Source organism: Citrobacter sp. Cm038 (assembly GCF_030333105.1).
Taxonomy (GTDB): domain Bacteria; phylum Pseudomonadota; class Gammaproteobacteria; order Enterobacterales; family Enterobacteriaceae; genus Citrobacter; species Citrobacter murliniae.
In genome coordinates this window covers 1-17575 of sequence record NZ_JAOWGO010000019.1, presented here as the reverse complement: position 1 = coordinate 17575, position 17575 = coordinate 1, and the positions used below count along the sequence as shown (strand labels likewise).

Below are 17575 nucleotides of genomic sequence, written 5' to 3'. Positions count from 1 at the left end.
TCGTTGTTGACCGTAATAAAAAACCCGCTTCGGCGGGTTTTTTTTGCCTGAGAAATGCTGTTGTTGGCCGGATAATTTGCTTGCGACGCCACCCAGCCATATAGGATGGGTATTAATTTACCGGTGGTGCGGCTGGAACGATATTTTTCACAGAACCAGGTAAGATCTGTCGAGGTGAAGGCAGGGCAAAATGAGGAAGATAACTTCTGCCCTGGTCAGCTTCCGTGACTGACGGAGACAAAATAAAAAAACGGCAGCCTGACGACAAGCTCCCGTTTTTCACATTACGTAATGGCTCGTAAAATACTTATGCTCTTACATGATGGTTCATCGCGTTTGCGAAGCGCGTCCAAGATAGCTATCCCAGTCTTTCCATACGGGCTGTAACCCCTTTGCCATCAGTGCGTTGGCAACGGCTTCCGGGCGACGGTCGTCGTGAGGAGAGAACTGTTCCAGTTCAGGATGATTGTCGGCATAACCACCGGGCTGCGTTTTTGAAAAGGCGCTGACGTTGTTAATTGCCAGCGGAATGACGTGATCGCGAAACCACGGCGACTCGCGGGTGGAGAGCGACAGTTCAATTTCCGGAGCCAGCAAGCGAAATGCGCAAATGGTTTGTACCAGTTGACGCTCGTCCATAATTGATGCCGGCTCTATACCTCCGGTGCACGGACGCAGGCGAGGGAAGGAGATAGAATAACGGCTCTGCCAGTAATGTTGTTGCATCCACAGCAGATGTTCGGCCACCATGTAGCAATCAACCCGCCAGCTGTCGGATAGGCCAATCAACGCCCCAAGACCAATTTTGTCGATTCCGGCACGACCCAGTCTGTCCGGCGTTTCCAGCCGCCAGAAGAAGTCCTGCTTTTTCCCCTTCAGATGATGATGGGCGTAAATCGCCTCGTGATAGCTCTCCTGATAAACCATTACGCCATCCAGTCCTAACGCCTTTAGTTCTGCATATTCCGCTTCTGACAGCGGTTGTACCTCCATTTGTAAAGAGGAAAACTGGCGACGAATAGCGGGTAAATGGCGACGGAAGTAATCCATGCCGACCTTACTCTGATGCTCCCCAGTCACCAGCAACAAATGCTCAAATCCCAGCTTGCGAATGGCCTCGCACTCGCGAGCAATCTCCACGTCATCCAGCGTTTTACGCTTGATGCGGTTACTCATTGAAAAGCCGCAGTAGGTACAGTCGTTGGCACACAGATTGGAGAGGTACAGCGGAACGTAAAAACTCACTGTGTTACCAAAGCGTTGGCGGGTAAGTTTCTGCGCCCGCTGCGCCAGTGGCTCCAGATAGTCAGCAGCAGCAGGAGAGAGCAGAGCCATCAGGTCATCGCGACTAAGCTGCGAAGCGTTGAGAGCCCGTTGTACGTCAGCAGCAGTCTTACCGTTGATACGCAGGCGGATGTCGTCCCAGTCCAGTTGTCGCCGGCGATCGCTGAACGTATTCATGCCATTACCTCCAGGAATCCAGTTAACGGGCTGGTGGCCTGCGCGTGTGAACTGCGGCTTCCCGGTACCGCCTGACGAGCCAAAACACCCGCTTCAACTGCCAGGCGGAAGGCGGTTGCCATCATCACTGGATCGTCCGCCACAGCTATCGCTGTATTGACCAGTACCGCGTCGGCACCCATTTCCAGTGCCTGTGTGGCGTGGCTGGGTACGCCGATACCTGCGTCAACGACCACCGGGACGGTCGCTTGCTGAATGATGATATCCAGCATGGATCGCGTTTCCAGCCCCTGGTTGGAGCCTATAGGCGCACCGAGCGGCATTACTGCCGCACAACCTGCTTCTTCCAGCCGCTTGCACAACACCGGGTCAGCGCCACAGTAGGGGAGCACTATGAATCCCTGCCTCACCAGTGCTTCGGCGGCTTTCAGCGTTTCTATCGGGTCCGGTAGCAGCCAGCGGGCGTCCGGGTGAATTTCTAACTTCAGCCAGTTTGTCCCCAGCGCTTCACGCGCCAGTTGTGCAGCAAAGATAGCTTCTTCCGCCGTTTTTGCTCCCGACGTGTTGGGTAGCAGTGTCACGCCAGCCTCGACCAATGGCGCCAGGATCGCGTCGTTGTGCTGACGTAAATCCACGCGCTTCATTGCCAGCGTCACTAACTGGCTACCAGAAGCACGAATGGCGTCCACCATCAGTTGCGATGACGCAAATTTTCCGGTCCCGGTGAACAGATGTGAATCAAACGTTTTGTCGGCAATTCGTAACATATCAACCCCCTGCTATAACCTGAAAAAGCAGGATCTGGTCGCCTTCCTGCACGATTTGCTGCTCCCACCGCTCGCGCGGCAGGATCTGTTGATTCAGCGCCAGCGCTGTACCGGGTTTAAGCTGATTAAGCTGAACCAGTAGGTTGCTGACGTTTTGTCCCTCGATACACTGTATAGGTTCATCATTGAACAGGATCTGCATGTTGCCCCCCACATACCTGACAACCGCTGGCACGACGCAGCGCCAGGCTGCGCCACTGGCTGGTTTTACCGTCAAACAGGCGTAATTCACCTGTGGGTGTTTCAATGCCGCTCAGCAATTTGATGGCTTCCAGTGCCTGCAACGTTCCCATTATTCCGACGACCGGACCGACAATGCCCGCAGTGCGACAATTACGTTCCGGTTCCACATCATCTGGCCACAGGCAGCGGTAACAGCCCTGTTCCCAGGGGGGCGTGAGTACCATTAACTGACCGCCAAAACCGACCGCGCTGGCGGTGATGAGAGGCGTATTCAGCGCCACGCAGGCGGCGTTGATCTCCTGGCGGGTCGCCATGTTATCGGTACAGTCGAGCACCACGTCGGCATGTGCAACGGCATGTCTGAGGGCATCGCCCGTCAGACGCTGCTGTAATGCTACCAGTTCGATATCCGGGTTGAGCCGCGTCAGTCGTTGCTGCGCAGCCTGCGATTTTGACCGGGCGATATCATCGGTAGTGAACAGGATCTGGCGTTGCAGGTTGCTCAGATGCACATCGTCATCGTCAACCAGTACCAGTGTTCCTACGCCCGCACCCGCCAGATACAGCGCTGCGGGTGAACCTAATCCGCCTAAACCGATAATCAGCACGTGGCTTGCGTTGAGCTTTTGCTGGCCCTCAATGGCAATATCGCCCAGTAATATTTGGCGGCTGTAGCGCATAAAATCACGATCATTCATTGCCGACTCCCGCGATTCCGAGCAGTTGGGTCGTGGCAGTACGCCAGTTTGCGGCCTGAGTGATTGCACTAACCACGGCAATACTACCGACACCGGTAGCCAGCACTGCTGGCGCTCGTTCAAGGCTTATTCCGCCGATAGCGACGGTGGGGTAATCAGCCAGCCGCTTAATATGGTTCGTCAGTTGTGCCAGCCCCTGTGGGGCAGATGGCATCTGTTTGGTTTGCGTCGGAAAGACATGTCCTAGTGCGATGTAAGACGGGCGAGCGGCGAGCGCCACGTCGATCTCCATATCATCGTGGGTCGACACACCAAGGCGCAAACCTGCAGCCTGAATAGCCTTCAGGTCGGTGGTTTCGAGGTCTTCCTGTCCCAGATGCACGCCGTAAGCCTGGTGTTTTACTGCCAGTCGCCAGTAGTCGTTGATAAACAGCCGGGCGTTGTAGCGCCGCCCCAGCGCAATGGCGGCAACCACGTCGGCTTCAACTTCTCCATCTCGCTTGTCTTTAATGCGCAGTTGGATCGTGCGCACGCCTGCTTCCAGCAGACGCTCAATCCACAACACGCTGTCGACGACCGGGTAAAGGCCGAGACGAAAAGGCACCGTAGGAAAATCAGGCTGATACATCACGCTTCCTCCTTTTTCAGGTAGATTTCGCCACCTTTGGCGCGGAAGTTTTCTGACATATCGGCCATGCCGACTTCAATGGTTTGTGCGGCGGCGTAGTCGCGAACTTCCTGGCTGATTTTCATTGAGCAGAATTTCGGTCCGCACATCGAGCAGAAGTGGGCGACTTTGCCTGACTCCTGCGGCAGGGTTTCATCGTGATAGGCGCGGGCGGTGAATGGGTCGAGCGCCAGATTAAACTGGTCTTCCCAGCGGAATTCAAAGCGTGCTTTCGACATGGCGTTATCGCGGATTTGCGCGCCAGGATGGCCTTTGGCTAAATCAGCGGCGTGCGCGGCAATCTTGTAGGTGATCAGCCCCTGTTTTACATCCTCTTTGTTCGGCAGGCCGAGATGCTCCTTCGGCGTGACGTAACAGAGCATCGCACATCCGAACCAGCCAATCATCGCGGCGCCAATGCCGGAGGTGAAGTGGTCATAACCTGGCGCGATATCGGTGGTCAACGGTCCTAAGGTGTAGAACGGCGCTTCATGGCAGTGTTCAAGCTCTTCGGTCATATTGCGTTGGATCATCTGCATCGGTACATGGCCCGGGCCTTCAATCATCACCTGAACGTCATATTCCCAGGCGATTTTAGTCAGCTCGCCCAGCGTATGTAGCTCGGAGAACTGCGCTTCATCGTTGGCATCTTGAATGGAGCCAGGACGCAGGCCATCGCCCAATGACAGGGAAACATCATAGGCCGCGCAGATTTCGCAGATTTCACGGAAGTGCTCAAACAGGAAGTTCTCTTTGTGATGCGAAAGACACCATTTCGCCATAATTGAACCGCCGCGCGAGACAATCCCGGTCAGGCGTTTGGCCGTCATTGGTACGTAGCGCAGCAGCACGCCTGCGTGGATGGTGAAGTAGTCGACGCCCTGTTCTGCCTGCTCCAGCAGTGTGTCGCGGAACGCTTCCCAGGTCAGATCTTCGGCGATCCCGTTGACCTTCTCCAGCGCCTGGTAGATCGGTACGGTACCGATTGGTACCGGGCTGTTACGCAGGATCCATTCGCGAGTTTCGTGAATATAGCGACCTGTAGAAAGGTCCATCACCGTATCCGCCCCCCAGCGTGTAGACCACACCAGTTTTTCGACCTCTTCTTCGATGGAAGAGGTGACCGCTGAGTTGCCGATATTGGCGTTGACCTTCACCAGAAAATTGCGGCCGATAATCATCGGTTCCGATTCCGGGTGGTTGATGTTGGCAGGTATGATGGCGCGTCCGGCGGCGACTTCATCACGCACAAATTCCGGCGTGATATTTTCTGGCAGGCGTGCGCCAAAGCTCATCCCCGGGTGCTGGTGGCGTAAGACTTCACTACGAATACGCTCGCGGCCCATGTTTTCGCGGATAGCGATAAACTCCATCTCAGGGGTGACGATCCCTTGACGGGCGTAGTGCAGTTGCGTGACGCGCTTACCGGCTTTGGCGCGCTTTGGCGTCAGCAGGCCTGTGAAGCGTAACTCGTCAAGGCCATCATCGGCCAGACGTTGTTTGGTGTACGCCGAGCTGCGGTCATTAAGCTCTTCGCTGTCGTTACGTGCTGCAATCCATGGCTGGCGCAGCTTTGCCAGCCCCTTCTGGACATTAATCGCCACATCCGGATCGCCGTACGGGCCGGAGGTATCGTACACCGGTACAGCTTCGTTATCTTCAAACTGCGGATTGTCTTTCGAACCGCCGGTCAGCGTCGGACTAAGCTGGATTTCACGCATCGGAATACGGATATCCGGCTGCGAACCGGTTATGTAGATGCGTTTCGAGTTAGGAAAGGCGGTTCCTTCCAGGGTATCGATAAAGTGTTGGGCCTGGGCGCGCTGTTCGCGACGTGATGGTTTAGTAGTGGCAGACATAGCTCATTCCAAAAAAAGTAAGGATATGGCTTGTCAGACGACGGATTGAGTAACGGATGCACGCCGCCCGTGAAGGCAGCAGCATAAAGCTGAATTACTCTTGTTCCCTTCGCAGGTATTAGCCTGATCAGGTTCCGCGGATCCCGAATTAACGGTCTCAGCCTACGCTTTCACGTAAGGCACTCCGACAAGAAGCAACCTCTGATGATTAGAGGTAATGAATGTAAACTACTCGTTAATGCTGCAGATCTCAAGCAGGACGTTTGATCATGGCATTGTCATGCATCGCGTCAAACACCAGCATAATCAGCTTATCTTCCAGCACAAACCGGGCTTCCAGTGCCTCGCCAAGATCGGACAAAGCCTTTTGAAATTCAAGGAAGTTGTCATGATCAATCGCGGTTTCCAGGCTGGAATCATAATAGTCCATGATCAACTGCGTATTGGCTTCCAGTGATGGCCAAATTTTTGTTGCTTTTAAAAGCTGCCCGTTCCCTTCCAATTTATGGAGAATACGTTCATAAATACTGAAGTGTCCGGTGGATAGGTAATCGACCAGGCTTTGACAAAAATCATCCAGCGCTTTTTCATTGAGCCGCATGTACGATTCTTTGCCAGGCTTAATGCCAACCAGATTGTAGTAAGCCACGAGCAGGTGCTTACGTACATGTAGCCAGCGATCAACCAGTTTATTACTTCCTCCGACGTGCTCCGTCAGGCTTTCCAGCTGGTTTAGCATGATTGACTCCGCAAGTGATGTTTAAGAACTGCTCGCCCATAAATGTAAAAATAATGTAAACAACATGCCTGTGAAGCAAAGGTTGCGCAAGAGATATGGATCGTATAATTGAAAAATTAGACAGCGGCTGGTGGATTGTCAGCCATGAGCAAAAAATTTGGCTACCTCGCGGAGAGCTGCCATATGGTGAAGCGGCAAATTTTGATCTTGTAGGACAGCGCGCACTGCCGATCGGCGAATGGGAAGGGGATACGGTCTGGCTGGTGCAGCAGCAGCGACGGCATGATATGGGCTCTGTACGTCAGGTTATCGATCAGGATGTAGGCTTGTTTCAACTGGCCGGACGTGGTGTGCAACTGGCGGAGTTCTATCGCTCGCACAAATTCTGCGGTTACTGCGGCCATGCTATGTACCCGAGTAAAACCGAATGGGCGATGTTGTGCAGCCACTGCCGTGAACGCTACTACCCGCAAATTGCGCCCTGCATTATCGTTGCTATCCGCCGTGATGACAGCCTTCTTCTTGCCCAACATGTTCGCCATCGCAATGGCGTGCATACCGTGCTGGCGGGTTTTGTCGAAGTGGGGGAAACATTAGAACAGGCGGTAGCACGTGAAGTGATGGAAGAGAGCGGTATCAAGGTGAAGAACCTGCGCTACGTCACCTCCCAACCGTGGCCGTTTCCGCAGTCGTTGATGACCGCATTTATGGCAGAGTACGACAGTGGCGAGATTGTAATCGACCCGAAAGAGCTGTTGGAAGCGAACTGGTATCGCTACGATGATTTACCGCTTCTTCCCCCGCCGGGAACCGTTGCGCGTCGACTGATCGAAGATACCGTCGCGATGTGTCGGGCCGAGTACGAGTAAACTTCGAGTAGTGATACACTGGCGGTCTGACGCTATAAGGAATATAAAAATGACCGAACTGAAGAACGATCGTTACCTGCGTGCGCTGCTGCGCCAGCCCGTTGATGTCACTCCAGTATGGATGATGCGCCAGGCGGGCCGCTATTTGCCGGAGTACAAAGCCACCCGAGCACAGGCGGGCGATTTTATGTCGCTGTGCAAAAATGCCGAGCTGGCATGTGAAGTGACGCTACAGCCGTTGCGCAGATATAAACTCGATGCGGCGATCCTCTTTTCGGACATTCTGACTATTCCGGATGCAATGGGGCTTGGTCTCCATTTTGAAGCCGGTGAAGGTCCACGTTTTACCTCGCCAATTACCTGTAAAGCCGATGTTGATAAATTGCCGATTCCGGATCCTGAAGGTGAATTGGGATACGTTATGAATGCGGTACGTACTATTCGCCGTGAACTGAAGGGCGAAGTGCCGCTGATCGGCTTCTCCGGTAGCCCGTGGACGCTGGCAACCTATATGGTAGAGGGCGGCAGCAGCAAAGCCTTCACCGTGATTAAAAAGATGATGTACGCCGACCCTAAGGCTCTGCATCTGCTGCTTGATAAGTTGGCGAAAAGCGTCACCTTGTACCTGAACGCACAGATCAAAGCGGGTGCGCAGTCGGTGATGATCTTCGACACCTGGGGCGGTGTGTTGACCGGGCGTGATTATCAGCAGTTCTCTCTCTACTACATGCACAAAATTGTTGATGGCTTGCTGCGTGAAAACGAAGGTCGCCGCGTGCCGGTAACGCTGTTCACTAAAGGCGGTGGACAGTGGCTGGAAGCGATGGCGGAAACCGGTTGTGATGCATTAGGTCTCGACTGGACGACGGATATTGCTGATGCGCGTCGTCGTGTTGGTCATAACGTGGCGCTGCAGGGCAATATGGACCCGTCCATGCTTTATGCGCCGCCAGCTCGTATCGAAGAAGAGGTGGCGACCATTCTCGCTGGGTTTGGTCAGGGCGAAGGGCACGTCTTTAACCTTGGTCACGGTATTCACCAGGACGTGCCGCCAGAGCATGCGGGTGTCTTCGTGGAGGCGGTGCATCGCTTGTCCGAACAGTACCACCGCTAAGGAATCAGCATGGATCTCGCGTCGCTGCGCGCAAAACAGCTTGAACTGGCTTCTTCGGTGATCCGGGAGGATCGCCTTGAGAACGATCCGCCGGATCTGATCGGTGGGGCGGATGTTGGGTTTGAGCAGGGCGGTGAAGTGACGCGAGCCGCGATGGTCTTGCTGAAATACCCCACGCTTGAGCTGGTTGAATACAAGGTGGCGCGTATCGCCACCACCATGCCGTATATCCCCGGTTTTCTCTCTTTTCGTGAAACTCCCGCACTAATGGCGGCGTGGCAGCTTTTATCACAAAAGCCGGATCTGCTGTTTGTGGACGGACACGGGATTTCCCATCCTCGCCGTCTGGGTGTCGCCAGCCATTTTGGTCTGCTGGTGGATGTGCCGACAATTGGTGTGGCGAAAAAGCGACTGTGCGGTAAATTTGAACCGCTTGCCGCTGAACCTGGTGCCTTATTTCCGCTACTGGATAACGGTGAGCAGCTGGCATGGGTCTGGCGTAGCAAAGCACGCTGTAATCCACTGTTTATCTCTACTGGTCATCGCGTGAGCATGGACAGCGCATTGGCGTGGGTGCAGCGCTGTATGAACGGCTATCGTCTGCCGGAACCGACTCGCTGGGCGGATGCGGTAGCATCGGAACGCCCGGCATTTTCGCGGCTTGCAGCAAAAACACCCCATATCGGGTAAACTGCCGCTAATTTCCGTATTTGAGAACTCAACATGTTACAAAATCCGATTCATTTGCGCCTGGAGAAGCTGGAAAGCTGGCAGCACGTCACTTTTATGGCATGCCTGTGCGAGCGCATGTACCCAAACTACGCCATGTTCTGTAAGCAAACTGAGTTTGGCGATGGGCAAATTTACCGCCGAATTCTGGATTTGATTTGGGAAGCGCTGACGGTCAAAGATGCAAAAATCAACTTTGACAGCCAACTGGAGAAGTTTGAAGAGGCTATCCCGTCGGCAGATGATTACGATCTGTACGGCGTTTATCCGGCAATTGATGCTTGCGTGGCATTAAGTGAATTGATGCACTCACGTTTGAGTGGTGAAACTCTCGAGCACGCGATTGAAGTCAGTAAAGCTTCGATCACGACGGTCGCGATGCTGGAAATGACTCAGGCTGGTCGCGAAATGACCGATGAAGAGCTGAAAGAAAACCCTGCCGTTGAACAAGAATGGGATATTCAGTGGGAAATATTCCGACTTTTGGCCGACTGTGAAGAACGCGATATTGAACTGATAAAAGGGCTGCGTGCAGACCTGCGCGAGGCTGGCGAGAGCAATATTGGTATAAATTTTCAGCAATGACACAACAAAACGTGATTTAACGCCTGATTTGTCGTGCCTGAAGGCTTCCCATCCGCCCCCGGTCTGGTCTACATTTGGGGGGCGAAAAAAAGTGGCTATCGGTGCGTGTATGCAGGAGAGTGCTTTTTTGGCATTTCCGTCGCACTCGATGCTTAGCAAGCGATAAACACATTGTAAGGATAACTTATGAACAAGACTCAACTGATTGATGTAATTGCAGACAAAGCAGAACTGTCTAAAACCCAGGCTAAAGCTGCTCTGGAATCCACTCTGGCTGCTATTACTGAGTCTCTGAAAGAAGGCGATGCTGTACAACTGGTTGGTTTCGGTACCTTCAAAGTGAACCACCGCGCTGAGCGCACTGGCCGCAACCCGCAGACCGGTAAAGAAATCAAAATCGCCGCAGCTAACGTACCGGCATTTGTTTCTGGTAAAGCACTGAAAGACGCGGTTAAGTAATTCGCGTGGCAGTGAACAGTTTTAACGAAGGGGCGGTTTCGCCCCTTTTGTCCATCTGGCGTCATACGCTTTGGCTTTCAGGTGTTCTGTTGCTGTCAGCCTGCAGTCGCCATTCTGAACTTCCTCCGTTCACGGCCAGCGGCTATGTTGGCGATCAGGGGGCGGTGCGCGTCTGGCGTAAAGATTCCAGTGACGATGTTCACTTGCTCTCGGTATTTAGTCCGTGGCGTAAAGGCGAGACCACTACCAGTGAATACCGCTGGCAGGGTGATTCGCTCTCTCTGATAGAACTTAATGTATACAGCAAGCCGCCGGAGCATATTCGCATACGCTTCGATGACCGGGGCGAGCTGAGTTTCATGCAGCGTGAAGTTGACGGGCAAAAGCAGCAGCTTTCCAGCGATCAAATAGCGCTCTACCGCTACCGTGCCGATCAAATCCGCCAGACTAGCGACGCGTTGCGTCAGGGGCGTGTTGTATTACGTCAGGGACGCTGGCATGCGAATAACACGGTCACCACCTGCGAGGGCGAGACAATTAAGCCCGACTTAGATTCATGGGCAATAAACCATATTGAGCGCCGCCAGAGCCATTCATCGGTAGATGTAAGCGTTGCCTGGCTGGAAGCGCCAGAAGGATCTCAGCTATTGCTGGTCGCCAATGAGGATTTTTGTCACTGGCAACCTAAAGCCAAGACCTTCTGAAAACCTGGACCGTAAGCCGTCATTCGGCAGACTACGCTTACCAGTGACCCATTCCCATATGACCACCGCCGCGATGGTTACCGCCACCACCACATCCGCCGTAACCCATTCCGGCTGCGCGAGGTACACCCGCCTGCGCCATCGCGACATCCCGCTTAACACGCTGCTCGTCGAGTGACTGATTCAGAGACTCCATCTCTTTTGCCACTGCATTAATTTTTGCAGTATCCGGCGAGCTGGCGGTTAACAACGCATTGTATTCGTAACGTTTGGAAACCAGCTGTTGGCGTAATGCGCTGGTCTGCGTGTAGTAATCGTCATATATTTTTTGGGCGGCAGTCTGCTGTTCAGTGGTCATTGGAATTCCGCCCTGTTGCGACATCCCATTACCATTGCCCCAGTGATGTTGTGCTAACGCTGAGGTGGAGCCCAAAGCCATAAGAGAGAGCGCGAGCAGCGCCAGACCCATTTTGTTATTCCGTTTCATCATTTGTTCTCCTGTTGGTTATCTTATTTTCTCTATTGCATCTTCCGTGCCAGCCTGCGGATCCCCACGCTACGGGTGCCGTTCAGATATTTGCCCGCTGGAAGTGAGTAAAAATGACTCGTCGGAACGTCCCGGTGGGTCATTTTTACCCACTACTTTCAATTGTTTGTGCCAAAGGGCTGGGTTATCAGGGAGAAAAAATGGCATGATTTCTGCTGTATACCTGAAACGAAGCAAGGTAACGATGGTGAAAGGGAGAACGTATGCGTTTATATAAGGATACGGCGGCAAAGTGGCTGAGCAGACTATTGCCGGCGGCAATCCTGATATTGGTCGGCTGGTTTTCTATTATGACCATTCGGGACTATGGTCGGGAAAGCGACGCCGCCCGGCAAACGTTACTGGAAAAAGGGAGTGTGCTGATCCGCGCCCTTGAGTCTGGTACGCGTGTGGGAATGGGAATGCGTATGCATCATGCTCAGCAACAAACGTTGCTGGAGGAAATGGCGGTGCAACCGGGGGTGCTATGGTTTGCTGTCGTAGACACGCATGGCACCATCATCACGCACAGTAATTCCGCGATGGTTGGCAAAACACTCTATTCGCCAGATGTGCTGCGAGAGCTAAATTCTGGGGAACAGGAACGCTGGCGGCGTATCGATATACCGGTCGATGACGGCGAAAAAATGCCGGTACTGGAAATTTATCGCCAGTTCCAGCTGATGTATGGTCCAGGAAGACACGGCATGGCGCGCTGTGACGGTAATGACGAGCACAGTAATACGCCTGAGCAAACCATTTTTATCGCCTTTGATGCCAGCGATCTGGCGGCAACGCAGGCCAGAGAGTGGCGTAATACACTGATTGTCCTTTCTGCGCTGGCGGCCGTGCTGCTGGCAACTGTGCTGACATTTTTCTGGTATCAGCGCTATCAGCGTTCGTATAAAGAATTGCAGGATGCGATGAAGCGCAAAGAAAAATTGATGGCGCTCGGACATCTGGCGGCAGGGGTAGCGCATGAAATTCGTAACCCACTGTCTTCCATCAAAGGATTAGCGAAGTATTTTGCCGAACGTACGCCAGCGGGTGGTGAGTCGCATGAACTGGCACAAGTGATGGCGAAAGAGGCAGACCGTTTAAACCGGGTGGTGAGTGAACTGCTGGAGCTGGTGAAGCCTGCTCATCTGACGCTGCAAAAGGTGGATCTTAATGAGGTCATCAACCACTCCCTGCATCTTGTCAGCCAGGATGCCCAGAGTCGGGAAATCCTGCTGCAGTTTACAGCAGACACCTCTTTACCGGCTATTCAGGCCGATCCTGATCGGCTTACGCAGGTCCTGCTGAATCTGTACCTGAACGCCATTCATGCCATTGGCCATCAGGGTACGATTACGGTTGAGGTGAGTGAAAGTAGTGCCGATCGGGTTAAAATTGTGGTGACTGATAGCGGAAAGGGTATTGCGCCCGAACAGCTGGAGGCCATTTTTACGCCTTATTTCACGACGAAAGCCGACGGTACTGGTCTGGGGCTGGCGGTGGTGCAAAACATCATTGAACAGCACGGCGGAACCATTCAGGTGACAAGTATTGAGGGCAAAGGCGCGGTCTTTACTCTCTGGCTGCCGATCAAAGCGAAACAACAGGACAGACAAGGATGACTCACGGACAAATCGATATTCTGGTTGTGGATGATGACATTAGTCACTGCACGATTTTACAGGCGCTGCTTCGCGGCTGGGGCTATAACGTATCACTGGCCTATAGTGGCCGGGAGGCGCTGGAGCAGGTGCGTGAACACGTTTTTGATCTGGTGCTGTGCGATGTGCGTATGGCAGAGATGGATGGCATCGAAACGCTGAAAGAGATAAAAGTCCTGAATCCGGCGATACCTATTTTGATTATGACCGCATTTTCCAGCGTCGAAACGGCGGTGGAAGCACTCAAAGCCGGGGCGCTGGACTATTTAATTAAGCCATTGGACTTTGACCGACTGCAGGAGACGCTGGAAAAGTCGCTGGCGCATACGCGGGATACCACCGTTGAATCGCTTTCGGCTCCGGCTTCGCAGTTTGGCATGATTGGCAGAAGTCCGGTGATGCAGCAACTGCTTAATGAGATTGCGATGGTGGCACCGTCGGATGCCACAGTGCTCATTCATGGAGACTCCGGGACGGGGAAAGAATTGGTTGCCCGTGCGCTGCATGCCAGTAGCGCACGTTGTAATAAACCGCTGGTGACGCTGAACTGCGCGGCACTCAATGAATCCCTGCTGGAGTCTGAACTGTTTGGTCATGAAAAAGGGGCGTTTACGGGGGCCGACAAACGGCGGGAAGGTCGCTTTGTGGAAGCCGACGGTGGCACGTTATTTCTCGATGAAATTGGCGATATTTCACCGCTGATGCAGGTGCGTCTGCTACGGGCGATTCAGGAACGCGAAGTTCAACGTGTGGGCAGCAACCAGACTCTTGCTGTCGATGTCCGGCTGATAGCTGCGACGCACCGCGATTTAGCACAAGAGGTCAATGCCGGGCGTTTTCGTCAGGATCTCTACTACCGGCTGAATGTGGTCACCATTGAAATGCCCGCGCTTCGTCAGCGTAGGGAAGATATTCCGTTGCTGGCGGAACATTTTTTGCAGCATTTTGCGCAGCGTAACCGCAAAGCGGTGAAAGGCTTTACCCCACAGGCAATGGATCTGCTGATCCACTATGACTGGCCGGGGAATATTCGTGAGCTGGAAAACGCCATTGAACGGGCAGTGGTTCTGCTGACGGGGGAATATATCTCTGAGCGTGAGCTGCCGATGGCAATTGCCGCGACGCCGATAAAAGCAGAAAGCAGTCTGGAGATTCAACCGCTGGTGGATGTCGAAAAAGAGGTTATTCTGGCGGCGCTGGAAAAAACGGGCGGCAACAAAACTGAAGCCGCCCGTCAGTTAGGGATCACGCGTAAAACGCTGTTGGCGAAAATTTCGCGTTAGCGTTGCTCACGCTCGATAGCGCGCCAGCCAATGTCGTTACGGCTAAAGCTGCCATCCCAGTGGATATCGGTCATTAAGGCGTAAGCGCGTTTCTGCGCTTCGGCCACGGTATACCCCAGTGCGGTGGCACACAGGACGCGACCACCGTTGGTCAGCACGCGATCGTCATCAGACAGTTTCGTGCCCGCATGGAATACTTTACCGCCTTCAATTTCCTCCAGCGGCAGGCCGTGGATCTCATCCCCGGTATTGTAGTTGCCAGGATAACCGCCTGCAGCAATAACCACGCCCAGAGATGCACGCTCGTCCCACTCGGAGGTTTTCTCATCCAGTTTACCGTCGCAGGCGGCGAGGCACAGGTCAACCAGGTCTGATTTCATGCGCAACATGATCGGCTGAGTTTCCGGGTCGCCAAAGCGGCAGTTGAACTCGATAACTTTCGGGTTGCCTTGTTTGTCGATCATCAGACCGGCGTACAGGAAACCGGTGTAGGTGTTACCTTCCGCCGCCATCCCTTTCACAGTCGGCCAGATGATCCGTTCCATCGTGCGCTGGTGAACCTCGTCAGTCACTACCGGGGCCGGAGAGTAAGCCCCCATACCGCCAGTGTTCGGGCCAGTATCGCCATTGCCTACGCGTTTGTGGTCCTGGCTGGTAGCCATCGGTAGTACGTGCTCACCGTCAACCATCACGATAAAGCTCGCTTCTTCACCGTCAAGAAACTCCTCGATTACGATGCGGTGACCGGCATCGCCAAAAGCGTTGCCTGCCAGCATATCGTGCACAGCGGCTTCAGCTTCCTCCAGCGTCATCGCCACGATAACGCCTTTACCGGCAGCCAGACCGTCGGCCTTGATGACAATCGGTGCGCCTTTCTCACGCAGATACGCCAGTGCAGGCTCGATTTCGGTGAAGTTCTGGTACTCCGCCGTCGGGATGTGATGACGGGCGAGGAAATCTTTAGTGAACGCTTTGGAGCCTTCAAGCTGCGCGGCACCTTCGGTCGGGCCAAAGATCTTCAGACCAGCAGCACGGAAAGCATCGACAACGCCAATCACCAGCGGCGCTTCCGGGCCAACGATAGTCAGATCAATTTTCTCGTTCTGGGCGAAGCTCAGCAAAGCTGAAATATCGGTAACATTGATCGCTACGTTTTGCAGTGTGGGCTCTAGCGCGGTACCCGCATTGCCCGGTGCAACAAAAACGGTATTAACCAATGGAGATTGTGCAGCTTTCCAGGCCAGGGCGTGCTCACGTCCACCGTTGCCAATAACTAATACTTTCATCGTCTGCTCCGTGGATTAATGGCGGAAATGGCGCATATCGGTAAAGATCATTGCAATGCCGTGTTCATCGGCGGCAGCAATTACCTCATCATCACGGATGGAGCCGCCTGGCTGGATCACACAGCTCACACCAACGGCGGCAGCGGCATCAATACCATCACGGAACGGGAAGAAGGCGTCAGATGCCATCGCGGAGCCTTTTACTTCCAGTCCTTCGTCGGCAGCTTTAATCCCGGCGATCTTCGCAGAGTAAACACGGCTCATCTGACCTGCACCTATGCCGATGGTCATGTTCTCTTTGGCGTAGACAATGGCGTTAGACTTGACGAATTTCGCGACTTTCCAGCAGAACAACGCATCACGCAGTTCTTGTTCGGTAGGCTGACGTTTGCTCACCACGCGCAGTTCACCTTCGGTGACCATACCCAGGTCGCGATCCTGAACCAGCAGGCCGCCGTTAACGCGTTTGAAATCCAGCCCCGGCACACGCTGTGCCCATTGACCACAGGTCAGGACGCGAACGTTCTGCTTAGTGGCGGTGATTTTCAGTGCGTCTTCAGTGGCGGACGGGGCGATGATCACTTCAACAAACTGACGGGAGATGATGGCTTGTGCCGTTTCTGCATCCAGTTCGCGGTTAAAGGCAATGATGCCGCCGAACGCGGAGGTCGGGTCAGTTTTGTACGCGCGGTCGTACGCGTCGAGAATAGAAGTACTTACTGCCACGCCGCACGGGTTGGCGTGCTTAACGATAACACAGGCTGGCTCATTGAACTCTTTTACGCATTCCAGCGCCGCGTCAGTATCAGCGATGTTGTTATAGGAAAGCGCTTTACCTTGTACCTGTTGTGCGGTAGCTACAGAAGCTTCTTTTACATTCTCTTCTATATAGAAGGCTGCCTGCTGGTGGCTGTTCTCGCCGTAGCGCATATCCTGCTTCTTAATGAAGTTCAGGTTCAGAGTACGCGGGAAGCGTCCAGCGGCTTCTTTGCTTTCACCGTGATAGGCCGGAACCATGCTGCCGAAGTAGTTGGCAATCATGCTGTCGTAAGCGGCGGTGTGTTCGAAGGCTTTGATGGCGAGATCGAAACGGGTATTGAGAGTCAGTGAGCCGTCGTTGGCATCCATCTCTTTAATAATGGCGTCGTAGTCGTTGCTCTTTACCACGATAGCAACGTCTTTATGGTTCTTGGCGGCAGAGCGCACCATGGTCGGGCCGCCGATATCAATGTTTTCTACAGCATCTTCCAGCGAGCAGCCTTCACGAGCGACGGTCTCGGCGAACGGATACAGGTTAACGACAACCATATCGATAGGTGCAATACCGTGTTGTTCCATTATCCCGTCATCCTGGCCGCGACGACCCAGAATGCCGCCGTGTACTTTTGGATGCAGGGTTTTCACACGTCCATCCATCATTTCCGGGAAGCCGGTGTAATCGGAAACTTCGGTCACTGGCAGACCTTTCTCTGCTAACAGGCGAGCGGTGCCGCCTGTAGACAGCAATTCCACACCGCGTGCGGAAAGTGCCTGAGCGAATTCGATAATACCTGCTTTGTCAGAAACACTGAGCAGAGCGCGGCGGACTGGACGACGTTGTTGCATGGTAAATCCCCTGGATTTGACTATAACAGAGAGCGTTAGCTGAGTTTTTGCGTAAAAACTCAGCTAACGCCCCTTACGGGGCATCCTTGTTTTGCCGCAGCATTGTAACGAAAACGTTTGCGCAACGCTCGCGAATTTTTCTTATTCAATATTTACCCTTATTTTGCCAACTAAAGATCGCACTTACAGGGAGAGGATCGTTGAAATGATCGTGCTGTTTGTGGATAACTCTGTGTGTAAAAGGGTATAAGGCAGGGTTTTGCTGTGGAATGCAGCAGTCAGTCATTTTTCTGACATTTAAGGGTTGCGGGCGCCGGAGAACT

The 17575-nt window shown here is 53.6% G+C and carries 18 protein-coding genes and 1 riboswitch; of the genes, 8 read left to right on the top strand and 10 right to left on the bottom strand.

The genetic code is table 11. The features are described from left to right. Positions 1-327: 327 nt before the first annotated feature. The 7 genes from thiH to OGY01_RS11220 all read right to left on the bottom strand — a co-directional run bounded on the left by thiH (position 328) and on the right by OGY01_RS11220 (position 6434). Positions 328-1461, bottom strand: coding sequence for a 2-iminoacetate synthase ThiH (gene thiH, locus OGY01_RS11250; RefSeq protein WP_286493116.1), 1134 nt, complete (start codon positions 1459-1461; stop codon positions 328-330). Beyond that, on the bottom strand, positions 1458-2228 hold the full coding sequence (thiG, locus tag OGY01_RS11245; protein WP_200013321.1) for a thiazole synthase: 771 nt from the start codon (positions 2226-2228) through the stop codon (positions 1458-1460). Before thiG ends, thiH begins: the two co-directional genes overlap by 4 nt. 1 nt (position 2229) lies before the next feature. Further along, positions 2230-2430: a sulfur carrier protein ThiS gene (gene thiS, locus OGY01_RS11240; RefSeq protein WP_045438358.1), complete on the bottom strand. Its 201-nt coding sequence runs from the start codon at positions 2428-2430 to the stop codon at positions 2230-2232. Next, positions 2411-3169, bottom strand: coding sequence for a thiazole biosynthesis adenylyltransferase ThiF (gene thiF / locus OGY01_RS11235; protein ID WP_045438360.1), 759 nt, complete (start codon positions 3167-3169; stop codon positions 2411-2413). Before thiF ends, thiS begins: the two co-directional genes overlap by 20 nt. Continuing rightward, positions 3162-3797, bottom strand: coding sequence for a thiamine phosphate synthase (thiE, locus tag OGY01_RS11230; protein ID WP_048223459.1), 636 nt, complete (start codon positions 3795-3797; stop codon positions 3162-3164). The genes thiF and thiE overlap by 8 nt, the downstream gene beginning before the upstream one ends. Next, entirely contained in the window at positions 3797-5695 is a 1899-nt protein-coding gene (thiC, locus tag OGY01_RS11225; RefSeq protein WP_048223461.1) for a phosphomethylpyrimidine synthase ThiC, read from the bottom strand. The genes thiE and thiC overlap by 1 nt, the downstream gene beginning before the upstream one ends. Before the next feature lie 87 nt (positions 5696-5782). Beyond that, positions 5783-5892, bottom strand: a riboswitch (TPP riboswitch). A gap of 53 nt (positions 5893-5945) precedes the next feature. Then, the gene (locus tag OGY01_RS11220) at positions 5946-6434 is read right to left on the bottom strand and encodes an Rsd/AlgQ family anti-sigma factor (protein ID WP_045438375.1); all 489 of its coding nucleotides are present in this window, start codon (positions 6432-6434) and stop codon (positions 5946-5948) included. A gap of 95 nt (positions 6435-6529) precedes the next feature. Here OGY01_RS11220 and nudC point away from each other — a divergent pair, with 95 nt between their 5' ends. From nudC to OGY01_RS11190, 6 genes are all read left to right on the top strand, one after another. Further along, entirely contained in the window at positions 6530-7303 is a 774-nt protein-coding gene (gene nudC / locus OGY01_RS11215; RefSeq protein WP_045438378.1) for an NAD(+) diphosphatase, read from the top strand. A 49-nt stretch (positions 7304-7352) separates the two neighbouring features. Further along, entirely contained in the window at positions 7353-8417 is a 1065-nt protein-coding gene (hemE, locus tag OGY01_RS11210) for a uroporphyrinogen decarboxylase (RefSeq protein WP_045438381.1), read from the top strand. Between the two features lie 9 nt (positions 8418-8426). Then, a complete protein-coding gene (nfi, locus tag OGY01_RS11205) occupies positions 8427-9107 on the top strand; it encodes a deoxyribonuclease V (RefSeq protein ID WP_286493115.1) in 681 nt (226 codons plus the stop codon). Positions 9108-9140: 33 nt separating this feature from the next. Beyond that, the gene (locus tag OGY01_RS11200; protein ID WP_003842015.1) at positions 9141-9731 is read left to right on the top strand and encodes a YjaG family protein; all 591 of its coding nucleotides are present in this window, start codon (positions 9141-9143) and stop codon (positions 9729-9731) included. Between the two features lie 186 nt (positions 9732-9917). Continuing rightward, complete coding sequence (gene hupA / locus OGY01_RS11195) at positions 9918-10190, top strand: nucleoid-associated protein HU-alpha (protein ID WP_001044509.1); 273 nt, start codon at positions 9918-9920, stop codon at positions 10188-10190. An 11-nt stretch (positions 10191-10201) separates the two neighbouring features. Further along, on the top strand, positions 10202-10894 hold the full coding sequence (locus tag OGY01_RS11190; protein WP_045449391.1) for a DUF1481 domain-containing protein: 693 nt from the start codon (positions 10202-10204) through the stop codon (positions 10892-10894). A 37-nt stretch (positions 10895-10931) separates the two neighbouring features. Here OGY01_RS11190 and zraP read toward each other — a convergent pair whose 3' ends face one another. Beyond that, positions 10932-11381, bottom strand: coding sequence for a zinc resistance sensor/chaperone ZraP (zraP, locus tag OGY01_RS11185; protein ID WP_045449394.1), 450 nt, complete (start codon positions 11379-11381; stop codon positions 10932-10934). Between the two features lie 263 nt (positions 11382-11644). On the opposite strand from zraP, the gene zraS reads away from it, so the two are divergent. Together zraS and zraR are read left to right on the top strand one after the other, a co-directional pair. After that, positions 11645-13039 (top strand): two-component system sensor histidine kinase ZraS, encoded by a 1395-nt coding sequence (zraS, locus tag OGY01_RS11180; protein ID WP_286493113.1) that lies wholly within the window; start codon positions 11645-11647, stop codon positions 13037-13039. Beyond that, positions 13036-14361, top strand: coding sequence for a sigma-54-dependent response regulator transcription factor ZraR (gene zraR, locus OGY01_RS11175; protein ID WP_045438396.1), 1326 nt, complete (start codon positions 13036-13038; stop codon positions 14359-14361). Before zraS ends, zraR begins: the two co-directional genes overlap by 4 nt. Here zraR and purD read toward each other — a convergent pair. Continuing rightward, positions 14358-15647, bottom strand: coding sequence for a phosphoribosylamine--glycine ligase (purD, locus tag OGY01_RS11170; protein ID WP_225760351.1), 1290 nt, complete (start codon positions 15645-15647; stop codon positions 14358-14360). The two genes, zraR and purD, sit on opposite strands and share 4 nt — an antisense overlap. 15 nt (positions 15648-15662) lie before the next feature. After that, positions 15663-17252, bottom strand: coding sequence for a bifunctional phosphoribosylaminoimidazolecarboxamide formyltransferase/IMP cyclohydrolase (purH, locus tag OGY01_RS11165; RefSeq protein ID WP_225760352.1), 1590 nt, complete (start codon positions 17250-17252; stop codon positions 15663-15665). Positions 17253-17575 lie beyond the last annotated feature (323 nt).

Bases quoted from the DNA above. Each gene is read 5' to 3' on its own strand.
- zraS (WP_286493113.1), top strand. From the start codon at position 11,645: ATGCGTTTATATAAGGATACGGCGGCAAAGTGGCTGAGCAGACTATTG.
- hemE (WP_045438381.1), top strand. From the start codon at position 7,353: ATGACCGAACTGAAGAACGATCGTTACCTGCGTGCGCTGCTGCGCCAG.
- thiF (WP_045438360.1), bottom strand. From the start codon at position 3,169: ATGAATGATCGTGATTTTATGCGCTACAGCCGCCAAATATTACTGGGC.
- OGY01_RS11200 (WP_003842015.1), top strand. From the start codon at position 9,141: ATGTTACAAAATCCGATTCATTTGCGCCTGGAGAAGCTGGAAAGCTGG.
- thiE (WP_048223459.1), bottom strand. From the start codon at position 3,797: ATGTATCAGCCTGATTTTCCTACGGTGCCTTTTCGTCTCGGCCTTTAC.
- hupA (WP_001044509.1), top strand. From the start codon at position 9,918: ATGAACAAGACTCAACTGATTGATGTAATTGCAGACAAAGCAGAACTG.
- nudC (WP_045438378.1), top strand. From the start codon at position 6,530: ATGGATCGTATAATTGAAAAATTAGACAGCGGCTGGTGGATTGTCAGC.
- thiS (WP_045438358.1), bottom strand. From the start codon at position 2,430: ATGCAGATCCTGTTCAATGATGAACCTATACAGTGTATCGAGGGACAA.
- purH (WP_225760352.1), bottom strand. From the start codon at position 17,252: ATGCAACAACGTCGTCCAGTCCGCCGCGCTCTGCTCAGTGTTTCTGAC.
- thiC (WP_048223461.1), bottom strand. From the start codon at position 5,695: ATGTCTGCCACTACTAAACCATCACGTCGCGAACAGCGCGCCCAGGCC.
- thiH (WP_286493116.1), bottom strand. From the start codon at position 1,461: ATGAATACGTTCAGCGATCGCCGGCGACAACTGGACTGGGACGACATC.
- nfi (WP_286493115.1), top strand. From the start codon at position 8,427: ATGGATCTCGCGTCGCTGCGCGCAAAACAGCTTGAACTGGCTTCTTCG.
- zraR (WP_045438396.1), top strand. From the start codon at position 13,036: ATGACTCACGGACAAATCGATATTCTGGTTGTGGATGATGACATTAGT.
- thiG (WP_200013321.1), bottom strand. From the start codon at position 2,228: ATGTTACGAATTGCCGACAAAACGTTTGATTCACATCTGTTCACCGGG.
- zraP (WP_045449394.1), bottom strand. From the start codon at position 11,381: ATGAAACGGAATAACAAAATGGGTCTGGCGCTGCTCGCGCTCTCTCTT.
- purD (WP_225760351.1), bottom strand. From the start codon at position 15,647: ATGAAAGTATTAGTTATTGGCAACGGTGGACGTGAGCACGCCCTGGCC.
- OGY01_RS11220 (WP_045438375.1), bottom strand. From the start codon at position 6,434: ATGCTAAACCAGCTGGAAAGCCTGACGGAGCACGTCGGAGGAAGTAAT.